The sequence below is a fragment of the Spirosoma spitsbergense DSM 19989 genome (genome assembly GCF_000374085.1).
In the GTDB taxonomy this organism is placed as follows: Bacteria; Bacteroidota; Bacteroidia; order Cytophagales; family Spirosomataceae; genus Spirosoma; species Spirosoma spitsbergense.
Map to the genome: position 1 here is coordinate 1 of NZ_KB893411.1, position 15,111 is coordinate 15,111.

Consider the following 15,111-nt stretch of genomic DNA (forward strand, 5'->3'; position numbering starts at 1 on the left):
GGATGGACTATAAAACGTATCGTAAACGGGGCCTTCTGATTGGGTCTGGGGCTATCGAATCAGCTCACCGAACGGTGATGCAACGACGGTTGAAGCGGTCTGGGCAACGCTGGAGTATTCGGGGTGCGCAGCGTGTTCTAAACTTGCGCGTTTGCCTGATGAGCAACCGATGGAATTTGGTTCGTCAGCAGATTGAGCCAATCAACTATGCGATGGCCGCATAGCGACATTTTGAATTGCACCCATGTTTATTCTTGTTAGATGGTATTGATGAAGTTCCAGAAAGTAAACAATATGGTAGTATAGAAATTTCAAGAACTTCTATTGCAAAATGGCTTATCCAGCAAGTAAATAATTATGGTAAAATGAATTCTGACAATCGATTTATCTTGACTACAAGACCTACCGATTATCATATTTTTTCTGGACATTTTCAATTATTTAAAATAGAAGACTTTAATAAATCTGAGGTAAAATTATTTACAAAAAATTGGTACTCTACATATAATGATATACTACGGCTTGCAATCGAAAGTGATCCTAGAGAGTATAAGCAAAAACATTATCGATTGGTATTGAATAATTTAATAGAGAATAGAATAGCTTTCCAAAAAGCGTGTGAAATTGAGCCCCTAGTAGAATTAATACAAAACCCGTTACTTTTATCGTTAGTGTTGTTAATTCACAGTATAGAAAAGACATATTCCGTTGACAATGCTGAGGGGCTATACGAGCAATTTGTAAAGACTCTTCTTTACCGATGGGACGATGTGAGGAACATGGATTTTTACCCAACTTTGTTTGGTAATAAACATTTTGACCGGCTATATGAAGTAATTCGAAAAGTTGCATTTCGTTTCTCTGAAAAAGAAGATACAATATTGAACGTTAATCAAATACGGGAGGCCTTGTTGCAATTTATTGCACGTTACGGTTTGGAACCTAATCAAGTTGCTTCGGCGACAGATGAGTTATTGAAAGCTTTACGTGACCGTAGCGGATTATTAACTGGTAAAACTGTAAGTGATTCTTTTGATGAGACTACCTTTGAATTTCAACACAAAACTTTTCAAGATTATCTTACGGCTATTACCTTACACCGCGATAATCTGTTGCCATCCGGAAAGTTTTCTTTGGATGATAAATTAGGAAATCCTTTTTGGCAAAAAACTATCGAATTCTTTGTTAATAGTGGAAATCCAGATTATTTCTTTGAGCAATATATTAACAATATAGAGTCAAATACTATTTATATTAATAATTTAGATTACTTTATTAGGTTCTATAATTTGGCTCGTGCAAAAGACCCTAGTTTAGAGGGGAAATTAATAAACAAATTGTTGGCTGTTTTTTTTGAAACAGACTTAGTTAATGAAGTCATATATTTATACCGTGTTCTACATTTATTTAAGCTAGATATTAATCTTTTTGTCAATTATTTTGAAAGTGATGTTACTTCAGAAATATCCGCTTATAAATCAGCTTATTGTGCTTTGCTGGTTAATGATAATCATCAATATAAGCTTATTCGCTCTAAATTTCTTTCTAAAATAGCCAGCCTTAAGTTTAAACAGGAGTTTGGTTATAATTTTATTGAAATATTTTTATGCAACTATATGATCATTGATAATGAAGATTTTACTGGGTATAAATTGATGTTTGAAGAATATAATTCAAATCCATACATGATAGCTATATATTTTGATTTTCTTTTTGTAAAAGAATTTCATAGAATAAGAACAATAAATAATAGGTTATATTTTAAGTCTGCACCAGAAGTACATGAAGAAATCACAAACATCTTGAAAATAAAAAACTTATTAGAATGGAAAGATTGGCCTAAAAGTAATAAGCTGGACTTTTTAATCGATTTGTATTACCTAGACAGAGGATTTGCTTATCCAGTTAATGTGCCTAATAGTCTACTTTATTATAGGCTTTTTTCAACAAAGGAAAAAAATACCCCTATTATAGATATTGTCTCAAAAATTGAAAAAACTAATTACAGTATTATTTTATCTGGTGTAGATAAATTTATAGAGCAAAATAGGAAAATTTTTTCAAGCCTTTCGCAAAAAGAAGTAGAGATGTATTTTAAATATTACTAATTACATTTAGTATAAAATATGCTACATACTTTATAAAATATTGCTTATAGACAATAAAAATTTTTACTGTCTATAAGCAATGTGTCGACTTTTTTCAGTTTCTAGATATGCAGGATCAATTAGCTGATCTGCTTGAGAAGCCTGTAAACCTGGCTATTGACAATGAATTGCCTCCCTAATCAAGCCCTATATCGAACTCGAAGTGCGACTGATTTATGAGAAAGCTGCTTGACTATAAAATTCGGTTACTACCCATACTTCATTCTATTATGACTCAGGGCTTTCTTATAAAAATGCCGCAGGCATGAAATCGTTGTAGAATGAGGTTGTTAAACTCCCAAAGAACTTCGTAGGAGTGACATCTTTAATAAATTATATCACTCTTACGGAGTTCTTTGGGTCGTGTAAATAGGTTTTTTCTGCACAGATACCACTTTTACGAGGTTATAACTTTTTATAAGAAAGCCCTGTATTGTGACTCTAGTGCTAGATGCCTGCACAAACCATATACAGTCCGCAAACAGCTGGAGTTCATTCACCGACCCACATGGTCTTTCCGGGTTTGTAGCTGCTTTAGCACTGCATTCAACTCTTTGGGCTTCCGCATGTAGGACGATAAATCATACAGGGAGACGGTGCGAAACTCGACGGGGTGGCTTTCGCTTTGCAGGGATATGTAGCCTTCGCTGAGGGGTTGCCCGTCTTTTTTGACGGCCGGGTCGTGGTGAATGACATTGCCACCCCCGATCTGCGGTTTTGAATAGACCATCACCGTGTCGCCTTCAACGATGTGCCTGATTAGCGAGTCGCCCAGCACCAGGGCTTCGGCATGCACCCATTGATCTCCGGCGTAGGTTTTCGAGTTGGAGTCGATGCAGTGGGGCGTAAAGAGTTTCCCGTCCCGCACTACGTTTGTGCCGGGTGTACACAGGTTACCCGTGTGCCGCTCGTGCTGACCATCGCCCCCCAGCAACTGCATTTCCAGCGAGATGGGGAAATCCTGTTTCAACCCCATAGTTTTGGGGTCCTGCCCGTGCAGCATCGCCCCGCTGTTGCGCGTGGCCCAGCCGGGCCCGCCTTTGGCCTGCTCACCAACGAATCGATACTCCATCACCAGCAGGTAGGCCGAAAAGGGTTTATTGTAGAAAATATGGCCGTACTGCTCGTCGAAGGCGTTGTATTGGTCGTAACGCACCACCATATTCCCGTTCTCTACCCGGAAGGTGTTACCGAAGTTATCGTTGAGCGGATGGCCGGTTATCTTCACCGCCCAGTTTTTCAGGTCTTTTCCATTGAAAAGCTCCGTCCATTTGCCCGACTGAGCCAACGATAGGGTTGTGGTAAACCAAAAAGTAATCAATAAGCTAACTAGACGCATAGGACAACGTTGTAAAAAAGGGGGCGATTGTGTGTATCGACCCCCTTGTAAGCAGTTGAATAAAGTATCTGTGTTGATTAAGCGACAATTGTCAGGCGGTTAATTCCTCGTAGGCAGCCTGCAAACTGCGCGCAATACCGTCGCCCTGCCACTCGCTAACGCCCGGAACAGACGTTGCTTTCATCACTTCTTCTTTTGATTTTCCGGCCTTGATTTCCTGTCCGACAAAGACGAGTAGTTTTTCCAGGTAATCCTTAAATGCCTTGATGTCTTCTTTGGTACCCGTTATTTTTTCGGGGTCGAACGCGTGGCCGAAAACAAAGATTGTTTTGTTATCGAACGTCGTCAATGTCTTATCCAGAACCGTAATCCAGCTTTTAACGCTGGCCCCGGCACTTCGGTCAACAAAGGGGTACCGGCGATTGAACACCAGATCGCCCGTGTGTACTACGTTGGCGTTTTCGAAGTGGATCAAACTGTCGCCATTAGTATGGCCCGGCCCGAAATAATACGTCCGGATGCTCTCTCCGCCTACCTTCTTTTTCCAGCCATTGCTGAAGGTGGTATCGGGATAGAGCTGTTTGTCTTCCGTCTTCGATTTTTCGGCTACGGCCTTCTGGTTTTTCAGCGAATTTTCGTGGGCCACCACGTGCTCCACCAGACCTTTGAAGGCAATATTGCCGCCCGTATGATCGCCGTGGTGGTGGGTGTTCATTAGCAGATGAATGGGGATATCAGACGTCTTTTTCAGACCCTCAATCAGATGCTGTGCCTGTTCCGGAAACTCTGAGTCTACCACTACCCACCCTTCTTTGGTGCGGAGGTAGGCAATGGTACCGCCCTTCTCAGTAAATACCCCCACCGAGTCGCGAACCATTTTCATCTTATACGGGTCGTCGGCAGCCAGTTGGGCAAAAAGAGGATGGTTTATCAATGATACACCGCCTATGGCCAGTGCGGAGTAGTGAACAAAATTTCTGCGATTCATTTACCTGTTTATTAAGAGTTAATCGTTGGGGCTAACTAGTACAGGACGTTTTCGCGTATCAATGCTAAACAGCCATTAGTTCCGATAAATATACGCAGGCTGATTCATTTTTCGCGTGGGTTCACCATCTGATAACGTATAACGGGGTAATGGCAGGGCTACGGATTATCTAACTACGAATCAGTCCGATACTGTCCGTTAACTAAGCCGTAATGAGGTATAATCTCTGACCAGCCTATTTATACGACCTGATTGGATTGGGTTTGTCAGGCTAGTCAGAGAAGGTGAAAGAGTTGGTTATTACCCCTTACCAGACCAGGCAGAATCAGCCGTTGTTAGTATTGCCGGTCAGAGCCAGTCCACCACCAACAAGGCCGTTATCTGTTTGCCTCACATAAAGACCGGTGCTCTTAACCAGGCTGTTACCTATATAACTATCGCCGAAAAGGCTCTTTCCGTTACGTTCAGCTACACCCATACCGACTGTAGTGCCGGATTTTTTGCTAAAATAGGTATAGAGGCCAAAACCGGCAGCCAGTGTTGCGCCCAGAGCAATGCCTACAATAGTCGTTACTTTCTTATCCATGATGGTTCTTGAAGTTGTTTGCAGCAATAACAGCCGTTCGTTCAAATGGTTTTAATACATCCAGTTAACCCCGCCCAACTGTCAGTTTGCCGGAGGGCGGGGAGCCCAGCGACAAGGAGTGATTAACCAACTGCAGAAGTGAGCCTGCTCGTAAAGCGGTAAGCCTGTTTAGTTGAATAGTCGGGATATACGATCAGGAGCGTTGAAACAGATACCACATACCCGCAACAATAATGGTTTCAATTATACATACATGCATCGTGTTGTGGTGGGCCAGTTGGCGAAGCAGAAAATGCAGTCCGAGGGCACCACCCGCAATAGGAATACCGAAAAAGAACTGTAGCACATTATTCCGCTGCCTCATGTCGACAAAGCCATAAAGAATCTTAACAACCCCTATTCCAGCTATGAAAACGAGTGGTGTTAACAGACTAAATAGTGTCGATATAACCATTTGTTCGGTTGCCCGCTGGGTTTTAACCTCGATTCAACGTGCTTTATTTCAACGTAAAGAGTAACCGGAAGGTTTTATTTAGGGTAGTCTGCATCCCAGCACGCATTGTCGATTGTCCAGATACGAACACAAGTAAATACTTCACGGTATTCACTGCACGGCAAGAATAATCTTGCCGATGTGGTCACTGCTTTCCATGAGTTCCTGTGCCTTAGCGGCTTCGGACAAGTGAAATGTACGGTAAACAATTGGCTTGAACTGTCCATCGGCCACAAGGGGCCAAACATGCTTCTCTACGTCGGCAGTTAGCTTCGCCTTGAAGTCGGCATCGCGTGGCTTTAACATACTGCCACTGATTGTGATGCGCTTTTGCATTAGCGTTGGAATACGAATCTGACTGTCGGCACCCTGCATGGCGTTGATAAACATCAGCCGACCATCCATTGCCAGCAGGTTCAGGTTTTTTTGGGTATAATCACCGCCAACCATATCCAGGATAACGTCGATGGGTACGCTACTCAATACCTGCTCAAAGTCTTCTTTTTTATAATTGACGCACCTGACTGCCCCGAGTTGCTCGCAAACCGCACATTTTTCATCACTGCCCGCTGTGGCATAAACATCAGCGCCGAATGCTTTTGCCAGCTGAATGGCCGTTACGCCAATGCCACTACTGCCCCCGTGTATAAGAAAATTTTCTCCGGCAGACAGTTGCCCCCATTGAAAAGCCGTTGACCAGACGGTCAATACCGTTTCGGGTAGAGAAGCTGCTTCCGCAAATGTCAACGTTGCCGGTACGGGCAGGCAATGCCGCTCGTCTACGGCTACGTATTCTGCGTATCCGCCCCCGCTAATCAGGGCACAAACAGAGTCGCCAATTTTCCATTGGCTGGCATTTGGTCCACACTTTTCCACAATACCTGCCACTTCGAGACCCGGAATCTGACCGGTGGGGTCGGTGCCGTAGCCGCCTGTTCGCTGGTGAATATCACTCCGGTTTACGCCAGCCGCCCGCACCCGAATAAGAATTTGCCCGGATTCGGGTTGCGGAATCGCCCGCTCCTGCAGGGCAAGAACCGATCCATCGCCGGGTTTGGTTATGATGATTGCTTTCATCCATGAATAACCATAAATGACTGCCTTTTGTCAGGAAAAAACGATCTGACCCGAAAATTGGTAATCGTTATTCGTGTCTGGCGATGGATGGGTGCGTAGAAGGTTTTTTTATGCAAACTTTTCCAGCTGCTTCACCAGCACCCCGAAATCTTTAGGATAGGGCGCTACAAACGTGTGTTCTTCGCCATTCAGCAGCGTGAATGTAAGCGAGTAGGCGTGAAGGGCAACACGCTGAATCAGGGGCAGTTCTTCGGTTTCCTGCTTGAGGTTGAACTTGCGCTTTACATCAGACAGGAAAACGGGCTTGCCCCCATAGGTAGCGTCATTGACGATGGGTGCTTTGAGGCACATTAGATGCACCCGAATCTGGTGCATCCTACCCGTAATGGGTAAACACTCCACCAGCGTAGTATTTTTATAGGCCTGTAGCGTATTGAAAATGGTTTCGGCTACTTTTCCGTTCTCCCGGTCAATCCGGACAAGCGTTCCGTCTTTAGCGGGCGAAATTGGCAGATAGACCGAGATACCGGCGAAATCATGCACGCCGTTCGTAACAGCGTGGTAGCGTTTTGTCACCTCGCGGTGTTCAAACTGCATGGCCAGATGCCGGTAAGCTTCCGGATTTTTGGCAATGGCCAAAATTCCCGACGTTTCCTTATCCAGGCGGTGCCCAAGCTGGGCGTCGGCACAATAAGCTTTCGCCAGCCTGACAATACTTTGCCCGCTGCGGTCGGGCGTACGCTCATCCAGCGAGGCTACGCGGGGAGGCTTATTGACAAGTATATAATCCTCATTTTCAAATACAATGAGGTCGGTGAAGGTGAGTTTCATAGCGTTCATTAGTTGATCAGTCGGAGAGTTGATCAGTGCCACTGGGAACCTACTGGCTGACTCACCGACTGATCAACTAACCCCCTGACTATATTTAATACAAAAAGCCTCCTCCTGACTGGAAAAGGCTCGATGAATGGTTTTTCGAAAGACTATAACGACAGCGTACCGCGCTGATGAGCCTTCTGAAGCGTTGCTTCCAGACCGTTTTTGTTGATGGTCTTGATGGCCGATGTAGCCACCTTCAGCGTAATCCACTCACCCGTCGACTCAACGAAGAAACGCTTCTTCTGGAGATTGGGGAAAAATTTACGCTTGGTTTTATTATTAGCGTGAGAAACGTTGTTTCCCGTGCGTGTTCGCTTTCCTGTTATTTGACAAATTCTGGCCATTACCGTACTGATTTTCCGTATGAGGGCGCAAAATTGGCTAAATTATCCCAAACCTGCAAATCAATCTTTCTTTTTTTTGAATCCGTACGGGCAGTGCCGGCAACCATTCTGGCAACAGTACCCCCGTTTCAGGTGATAGGCAGCCGTGAAGACCATGTACCCTTCCGGCGTGAGGTAATAATCTTCAGTGATTACCTCTGGAATGTTTTTTTGGGATGGCTGCGGGGGCATTTGGTTTGGGCTTGTGTCGAAGAAAGCGTATTTTTGAAGGAAACACACTGTGCTGTCGGTTAGTTGCTCAAACGCAAACAGAAGGCCGATAAGCCTATTTTAAACTGCTACTCATATGACACTCGACCCTGAAATACCTGTTTCGTCCGCTGATAAAGCGATGGACCTGGAATGGCACTATGGTGCCCATAACTACCATCCTGTTCCGGCCGTGCTAACGCGGGGAGAAGGCATTTTCGTTTGGGACGTGGACGAAAAGCGTTACTTCGATTTCCTGTCGGCGTATAGTGCCGTGAGCCAGGGACATTGCCACCCGCGTATCGTCAATGCCATGATGCAGCAGGCTCAGCGACTGACGCTAACGTCAAGGGCTTTTTATAACGATAAAACGGGTTTGTGCGAGAAATACCTCTGCGACTACTTTGGTTTCGACAAAGCCCTGATGATGAATTCCGGGGCCGAAGGCGGAGAAACTGCGCTTAAATTAACCCGTAAATGGGCTTACCTCGTGAAAGGGATTGCCCAGAATCAGGCCAAGATGGTTTTTGCCACCGGTAATTTCTGGGGTCGTACACTAGCCGCTATTTCATCGTCAACCGATGCCAGCAGCACGAATGATTTTGGTCCGTTAGTGCCGGGCTACATCGTTATTCCCTACAACGATCTCGAAGCCCTGGAGAACACCTTCAAAAGCGATCCCAATGTGGCTGGCTTTATGGTTGAACCAATCCAGGGAGAAGCGGGTGTTGTAGTACCCGATGCCGGGTATCTGCGCGGAGTGCGCGACCTCTGCACAAAATATAACGTGCTATTCATTGCCGACGAAGTGCAGACAGGTATCGGGCGAACGGGCAAACGCGTTGCCTGCGATCATGAGAACGTAAAGCCTGATTTGCTCGTATTGGGCAAAGCCCTGTCGGGTGGCATCATGCCCGTATCGGCCGTGATGACATCGGATGAAGTGATGCTGACTATCAAGCCCGGCGAGCACGGGAGTACCTATGGCGGTAACCCACTGGCCTGCGTTGTCACGATGGAAGCTCTTCAGGTAGTGGAGGATGAGCATTTAGCCGAGAATGCCCAAAACATGGGCGAGGTATTCCGGTCCAGAATGACCAGCCTGAGCCAGAAAACGGACCTTCTCCAAACGGTACGGGGAAAGGGCCTGCTCAACGCCATCGTCATCACCGAACGCCCGGACCTGGGCGACCAAACTGCCTGGGAAATATGCCTGAAACTAAAAGACAATGGCTTGCTCACCAAGCCAACGCATGGCGATAAAATCCGGTTCGCGCCCCCGCTCACCATCAAAGAAGCGCAAATGCACGAAGCCTGCGATATCATTGAGAAGACGATACTCGCGTTTTGATGAAGTAGTCATACGTTGTCAGGTATTGTCATTCGGTAGTCATTTGTTGTGAGGTGTTGTCAGATAAAAGGGTAACAGCAAATGGCTATGAACGACAATACCTGCCTATCAATGACAAAGTAATTAGGTACGTATATCATACATCTTTACTGCACTGGCTGCCCGTTTCTGAACGTAGCCGCTAGTTTATCGCCGTCGGAGAAATAGTAAGTTCCTTTGCCGTTGGGGACGTTTTTCTGGAACCAGCCCATGTACTTGTCGCCATTTCGGTAGTAATATACACCGTAATCAGAGCGGAGGTTATCCCGGAAGTTTCCCCGGTATTTCACTTTTCCATCGGTGTAGTATTCAACGCCTTCGCCGTGTTTGTCGCCTTCTTCAAACTCGCCGGCGTAGCGTTCGCCGGTGGGGTAAACAAAAACGCCCGTTCCATCCTGGCAATCGCCCGAAACACAGCCTGTTTTTGAGCGGACTGGTGCTTTGGACATAACAACCGGGCGGGTGGCAATAGCCGGGCGGCTAGCCGTAACGACGGGTTTGGGGGCTACTGCCGTTGGCGTTTTGGCATAGTTCCGGCTTTTGGGATACATGGCTTCGGCTTCCAGCCAGCCTTTCCGAATAGCCTCCACACGGGCAGGTTTGGCGGGGTGCGTAGAGGTAGCATATTCATCGCCGAGGGTTCGTACGGCTACCACCGATTCATCCAGCGAAGCACCTAACTGATGCAGGACAAAGCCCGAAAATTTGTCGGCTTCAATTTCTTTAATGGGCTGTCCACCGCGCCCGTCAATGGTATGGCCCTGCAAATGGTGCCCAATTTCGTGCGCCATAATGCTGATAGCCGACCAGTCAGTTTCAGTCTGTTCCTCGATACCCTGCATAAAAGCAGCATCATACACGATAAACCGTTGTCCTTTCAATACGGTGGCAAAGCAGTTATCTGTATTGGCGCATTCGACCACTTTGAAATTACGAATCAGGCCGATTGGTTTTAAAATCCGGTCGACCACTTTCTCCGCGTGTCCATTGGATGGCTTCTGTGAGCAGATAATGTCAGGATTAACAGATCCTCCGGTGTAATTGCAAATAAATGCCCCCGAGGCAAACGGGCGTATAGGAGCGGTGTTCTGGGCAAACAGCGGGCTCATAGCCGCGCTCAGGAAAAAAATGGGAAGTGATAAAGCCAATCGCACGGGCATAACCAAATGGGGTTAATCGTTCAACACGGCTAAATAACGATGGTAAACAGGCGGCTATTTTAATCGATTCCAAAACTATTTGAACCGGTGCACGGCTACTTTTCCTTTTGCACCAACGGTGTGAAATCCCTCAATAACTGATTTTCAGGATGAAACGGGAGCTATAGAGTAAAAAGTGCCCTTAATTTCTGTTCCAGAACAAATTGATAAGAGCCGGGCAAAACGCCTAACTGACGCTGAATCAACCTGGTAGGAATAGTGACTAGTCGATGGAGTCGAATAACAGAATCCAGCTTAAGCCCTGTCAGTTCAAAATCAGGATCAGTCGTTATGATTCTTAAATCACTTGGTTCGCTAGCTCCAGCTATTTGGCTGGTGATAAAACTGATAACTACATGGTCGTAAGCTCCGATAGAATCGGTGAGACACAGGGCGGGGCGTACTTTACTACTGCTTAAGTCATCGAACGGGAAGGGTACGAGGATAATTTTATTTTTCATTCGTCAGGGGACTCCCATCATTCAGCGTGTAGATATCTTCAGCCTCATCTTGCAGAAAATTAAAGGAGGGGTTTGTGCGTATCGCTGTTAACCATGCTTCGTCGTCCGATACGTCAGGGACCAGAATCAACACTTTGACTTTCTGATTGCGCAGGTCGAGTGGATGAGTCAAGATGAGTTGACCTTCCTGATTTACCGTTCCTGATGACTCGATAGCTACCATGTTGACCTAGTTTCGTTTAAGCAAATTTACACAAATTATCGGCTAACAATGCCTGAACGTATAGCCTTTCAATCCTCCAAAGACGCTTCTCATTTGAACCGCTGCACGGCTACTTTTCCTTTTGCACCAACGGCGTAGCAGGTACCTTTGGCGCAGGCCACAGCGTGAAAGCCTTCGGCGTCGAGTTTTTGCCAGGTTTGTCCCTGGTCGGCAGACAGGCTCGTTCCCGGCGGGCCAACCGTCAGCAAGCGGTCGCCGGGCAGGAGAGCTACGGCTTCTTTCAACCCGGGTGGGTCGGTTGGGGTCAGGAGCTGCCAGGTTTTGCCGCCATCGCGCGTAATGGTCGCATTGGGGCCGGGCTGTTGTTCCTGTTTGTAATTTCCGCCAACGGCTACGCCAATTTTGTCGCTGAAAAAACGCAGACCGAATATCCCTGTCGCTTCGGCACCCGGCAGGGGCGTGTTACTGACGGTCCAGCTCTTACCCCGGTCCGACGAATGAAACACACGCCCATGCCCACCCCCGCCCGACGCAATCCACACATTTCGTTTTCCTTCCACGACAAGGCTGGTACCACTGGCGGCAAAAGCGGCTTCGTTTGGCTCCATAGTAGGTAAAGCGGCTGGGGGTACGCGTTGCCAGGTTTTACCTCCATCGTCTGTTGTCAGGATAAACCACTTTTTGTTGCCCGCTTCATCGGTTACGGGGTCGCTGAAAACGATGCCGTGCTTATTGTCCCAAAAGTCGATTCCATCGAAGAAAACGCCTTGCTGTTCATTTTGGTAAAGTAACGTCCAGTTTTGCCCGGCATTCGTTGTCTTGTAAATCCGGGCCTGCCCTTTTTCTGCCGGACCGGCGCTCATCAGGTAGGCAGTCTGGACATCAATGGCCTGCACATCGCGAAAGTCGCAGGTCTGGGCATCCGGCACTGTGCCCGTTTGCCAGGTTTTTCCCCCATCGGCAGTTCGTACAAACGTTCCCTTCGTACCGCCAATCCAGGCAACATCGGCACCGGCTACACTTACGGCCCGAAAACTGGCATCCGTACCAACCGCCTGGGGTTGCCATTGGGCAGCACAGTAAAAAGGAACTAACAGGCATACGGCCAGACGATACGTGAGTCTATTCATGAGAATCAGGTTTTTGCTAACGAGTTGAACGATAGTGACGTTGGATACTGGTTGTCAATAATTGGTAAATTTCTGCCAGTTGGGGCTGATTGCCCAGATAAGTCAGATGCGTTTCAATTGTTTTCAAATCACCCCGGCGGGCCGGACCCGTTTGAACATCGGCCGGACTTTCGGCATCAAGTCCTTTATGAAACGTTTCTGCTATCAAGGGCCGGAGCAAATCGAAATCCATTCCTTCGGCGCTTACCATATCGTTGGCAAGAGCCAGCAGGTGATTGGTAAAGTTACAGGCGAACACGGCCGCCACGTGCAATGCTTTTCGCTCCTCGGAGGTGATAACGTAAACGGTGTGGCTAATATCCTGTGCCAGACGTACCAGCTTATCCTCAACCGTCGGGTCTGCCGATTCGATACAGAGCGGGATGTCCTCAAAATTCATGAATGGTTGCTCCCTCGTGAAGGTTTGAAGCGGGTAGAAAACACCCGTCTGCACAGGAACATCGCTATAAACGGCCATCCATTGTTCCAGTGAGCGCAGGGATTGGCCCCCCGCCGTATGCACCACCAGGGCATTTTCGGGTAGTACCAGCCGGGAGCAAACGGACTCGAGTGCCTGGTCGGAAACGGCCAGAACAAACAAGCGGGACGGACTATCGGCAAAGTTCAGGTCCGAATGCGTTCGGGCATCATACAGGTTACTGACCAGTTGACGGGCATGCTGAAGCTGGCGGCTGTATACTTCATTGATATGATGCCCGGCACTTTCAAGGGCCGGAGCAAGGTGCCAGGACAGGTTACCGGCACCGACAAACGTTATTTCCATGCCCAAGTATAAACTATTTTACCTGAAACCAGGCCGTGTTGGCTAAAGGTAACCAATTGACCACCTATGCCGTCACAATGGCTCATCCGGTTGGTTGGAACCCAACTATTTCCTCACAAAATCCGTTACTCACTTGTTCAGACGACCAAGCCTTTAGGTATACCGGTTTATAGTAAAAAAAGCTTCGTCGGCATTATTATGGAAATTCTCGTTTTACTAGTATACGCAACGGCCCTTTTGCTGTTGTTCTTATATAATTTCGGTCAACTAAGCCTGATAATTACGTATTTACGCTCCATAAAGCAGCGTCGGAAATTGATTCAGCCGACAGCCATACTATCAGCCGACGACCTGCCCCTCGTAACCATTCAGTTGCCTGTTTATAATGAACTCTATGTGGTGGAGCGGCTGATTGATGCCGTTGCCCGGATACAATACCCAAAAGATAAACTCGATATTCAGCTTCTGGACGACTCGACGGATGAAACAGTAGCCATTATTGCCGAAAAAGTGGCTGAGTACAAACAGCAGGGCTTCGCCATCGAACACATCCGCCGACCCGAGCGGACGGGCTTCAAGGCTGGGGCTCTTGGCTATGGACTTACGCTGGCTAAAGGGGAGTTAATCGCTATTTTCGATGCCGACTTTGTGCCCGACCCTGACTTCTTACTGAAAACGGTACCGCATTTTTCTGACCCACAAGTCGGGATTGTACAAACCCGCTGGGAGCATCTGAACGAAAATTTCTCGCTCATCACGCAGCTACAGGCTTTTGGCCTGAATGCCCACTTTACCGTTGAGCAGAGTGGCCGTTATGCAGGGGGGTATCTGGCTAATTTTAACGGAACGGGCGGAGTGTGGCGCAAAGAGGCTATCATTGATGCCGGGGGCTGGCAGAGTGACACCCTCACCGAAGATCTGGACCTGAGCTACCGGGCGCAGCTACGCAACTGGAAATTTGTTTATCGGGAGGATATTGGCTCCCCGGCCGAGTTACCCGTTGCCATGAATGCGCTAAAATCGCAGCAATATCGCTGGATGAAGGGAGCTGCCGAATGCGCCCGTAAGCTTTTTGTGAAGGTTATCAAAACGCCGGGTATATCGCTTCCTATGAAGCTGCACGCCTTTTTTCACCTGTTCAGCAGTGCTACATTCATTCTGGTTTTAGTACTGGGTGTACTGAGCGTTCCTCTGATCTATATACGAAGTCAGCATCCGGAGTGGGAGCGGGTATTTATGATTATTAATTTGTTTCAGCTTAACCTGATTATCCTGATTACGTTTTACGGTATTCCAGTCTGGTTTTTGACCGGGACCAGCAAAGCGAAATTAATCTGGTACTTTCCCATGTACTCATCGCTGATGATGGGGTTATCGCTGCACAATACCATTGCGGTAATCGAAGGCTACATTGGCAGGAAAACGCCGTTTGTCCGTACGCCTAAGTTTAATGTCAAGGCGGCTACCGACAGCTGGGCTGCCAACAAATACATCAACCGCCGGGTAAGCTGGCTAACCGTAGCGGAAGGCGCCCTGACGCTTTATTTTCTGGGGGGCCTTGCTTTGGCGGTTTATCTACAGGATTTTCGCCTTTTTTTCCTTCACATCATGCTCATGGTTGGCTTCGGCATGGTGGCTATTTACTCCCTCATTCAGGCCATGAATCGTACCGTGTCGGTAAGAGCCTGAATTGTTTCTTGCCTGTGTAGTTCGATTCCTGGCATATATCTCTAAGTTTACATCGGTAAAGTATGGCCTGGAAATTGTAGGGCGCTTTGACAGG

The 15,111-nt window shown here is 47.2% G+C and carries 16 protein-coding genes and 1 pseudogene; 4 read left to right on the plus strand and 13 right to left on the minus strand.

Annotated elements, in window-relative coordinates:
* Window positions 1–224 (plus strand): annotated as a pseudogene (locus B157_RS0104465) (ISLre2-like element ISRsl1 family transposase); the annotation flags it as partial.
* A gap of 30 nt (window positions 225–254) precedes the next feature.
* Entirely contained in the window at window positions 255–2,108 is a 1,854-nt protein-coding gene (locus B157_RS0104470; protein ID WP_020602176.1) for an NACHT domain-containing protein, read from the plus strand.
* 535 nt (window positions 2,109–2,643) lie between these two features.
* On the opposite strand, the gene B157_RS0104475 is transcribed toward B157_RS0104470, so the two are convergent.
* The 8 genes from B157_RS0104475 to B157_RS40005 form a co-directional block, all read right to left on the minus strand.
* Window positions 2,644–3,486, minus strand: coding sequence for a 3-keto-disaccharide hydrolase (locus B157_RS0104475; protein ID WP_020602177.1), 843 nt, complete (start codon window positions 3,484–3,486; stop codon window positions 2,644–2,646).
* Window positions 3,487–3,577: 91 nt separating this feature from the next.
* Complete coding sequence (locus B157_RS0104480) at window positions 3,578–4,474, minus strand: MBL fold metallo-hydrolase (protein ID WP_020602178.1); 897 nt, start codon at window positions 4,472–4,474, stop codon at window positions 3,578–3,580.
* Between the two features lie 325 nt (window positions 4,475–4,799).
* Window positions 4,800–5,060 (minus strand): hypothetical protein, encoded by a 261-nt coding sequence (locus B157_RS0104485; RefSeq protein WP_041951895.1) that lies wholly within the window; start codon window positions 5,058–5,060, stop codon window positions 4,800–4,802.
* 193 nt (window positions 5,061–5,253) lie between these two features.
* Entirely contained in the window at window positions 5,254–5,514 is a 261-nt protein-coding gene (locus B157_RS0104490; protein WP_020602180.1) for a hypothetical protein, read from the minus strand.
* 150 nt (window positions 5,515–5,664) lie between these two features.
* Window positions 5,665–6,630, minus strand: a complete 966-nt coding sequence (locus B157_RS0104495) for an NAD(P)H-quinone oxidoreductase (RefSeq protein ID WP_020602181.1) — start codon at window positions 6,628–6,630, stop codon at window positions 5,665–5,667.
* 108 nt (window positions 6,631–6,738) lie between these two features.
* Window positions 6,739–7,461 carry an RluA family pseudouridine synthase gene (locus B157_RS0104500; protein ID WP_026308492.1) on the minus strand — a complete coding sequence of 241 codons (723 nt, stop codon included), beginning with the start codon at window positions 7,459–7,461 and terminating at the stop codon, window positions 6,739–6,741.
* Between the two features lie 152 nt (window positions 7,462–7,613).
* Window positions 7,614–7,853 (minus strand): 50S ribosomal protein L28, encoded by a 240-nt coding sequence (gene rpmB / locus B157_RS0104505; RefSeq protein ID WP_020602183.1) that lies wholly within the window; start codon window positions 7,851–7,853, stop codon window positions 7,614–7,616.
* A 60-nt stretch (window positions 7,854–7,913) separates the two neighbouring features.
* The gene (locus B157_RS40005; RefSeq protein ID WP_020602184.1) at window positions 7,914–8,084 is read right to left on the minus strand and encodes a C1orf53 family protein; all 171 of its coding nucleotides are present in this window, start codon (window positions 8,082–8,084) and stop codon (window positions 7,914–7,916) included.
* 115 nt (window positions 8,085–8,199) lie between these two features.
* Here B157_RS40005 and rocD point away from each other — a divergent pair, with 115 nt between their 5' ends.
* Window positions 8,200–9,453, plus strand: coding sequence for an ornithine--oxo-acid transaminase (gene rocD, locus B157_RS0104515; protein WP_020602185.1), 1,254 nt, complete (start codon window positions 8,200–8,202; stop codon window positions 9,451–9,453).
* A gap of 146 nt (window positions 9,454–9,599) precedes the next feature.
* Here the strand turns inward: rocD and B157_RS0104520 are convergent, their stop codons facing one another.
* From B157_RS0104520 to B157_RS0104540, 5 genes are all read right to left on the minus strand, one after another.
* On the minus strand, window positions 9,600–10,652 hold the full coding sequence (locus B157_RS0104520; protein ID WP_020602186.1) for a M48 family metalloprotease: 1,053 nt from the start codon (window positions 10,650–10,652) through the stop codon (window positions 9,600–9,602).
* A 161-nt stretch (window positions 10,653–10,813) separates the two neighbouring features.
* Window positions 10,814–11,152 (minus strand): type II toxin-antitoxin system PemK/MazF family toxin, encoded by a 339-nt coding sequence (locus tag B157_RS0104525; protein WP_020602187.1) that lies wholly within the window; start codon window positions 11,150–11,152, stop codon window positions 10,814–10,816.
* Window positions 11,142–11,375, minus strand: a complete 234-nt coding sequence (locus tag B157_RS0104530) for a hypothetical protein (protein WP_020602188.1) — start codon at window positions 11,373–11,375, stop codon at window positions 11,142–11,144. The genes B157_RS0104525 and B157_RS0104530 overlap by 11 nt, the downstream gene beginning before the upstream one ends.
* A gap of 89 nt (window positions 11,376–11,464) precedes the next feature.
* Window positions 11,465–12,505 (minus strand): WD40/YVTN/BNR-like repeat-containing protein, encoded by a 1,041-nt coding sequence (locus tag B157_RS0104535; protein WP_020602189.1) that lies wholly within the window; start codon window positions 12,503–12,505, stop codon window positions 11,465–11,467.
* Between the two features lie 16 nt (window positions 12,506–12,521).
* Window positions 12,522–13,328 (minus strand): Rossmann-like and DUF2520 domain-containing protein, encoded by an 807-nt coding sequence (locus B157_RS0104540; protein ID WP_020602190.1) that lies wholly within the window; start codon window positions 13,326–13,328, stop codon window positions 12,522–12,524.
* 198 nt (window positions 13,329–13,526) lie between these two features.
* Here B157_RS0104540 and B157_RS0104545 point away from each other — a divergent pair, with 198 nt between their 5' ends.
* Entirely contained in the window at window positions 13,527–15,017 is a 1,491-nt protein-coding gene (locus B157_RS0104545) for a cellulose synthase family protein (protein WP_026308493.1), read from the plus strand.
* Window positions 15,018–15,111 lie beyond the last annotated feature (94 nt).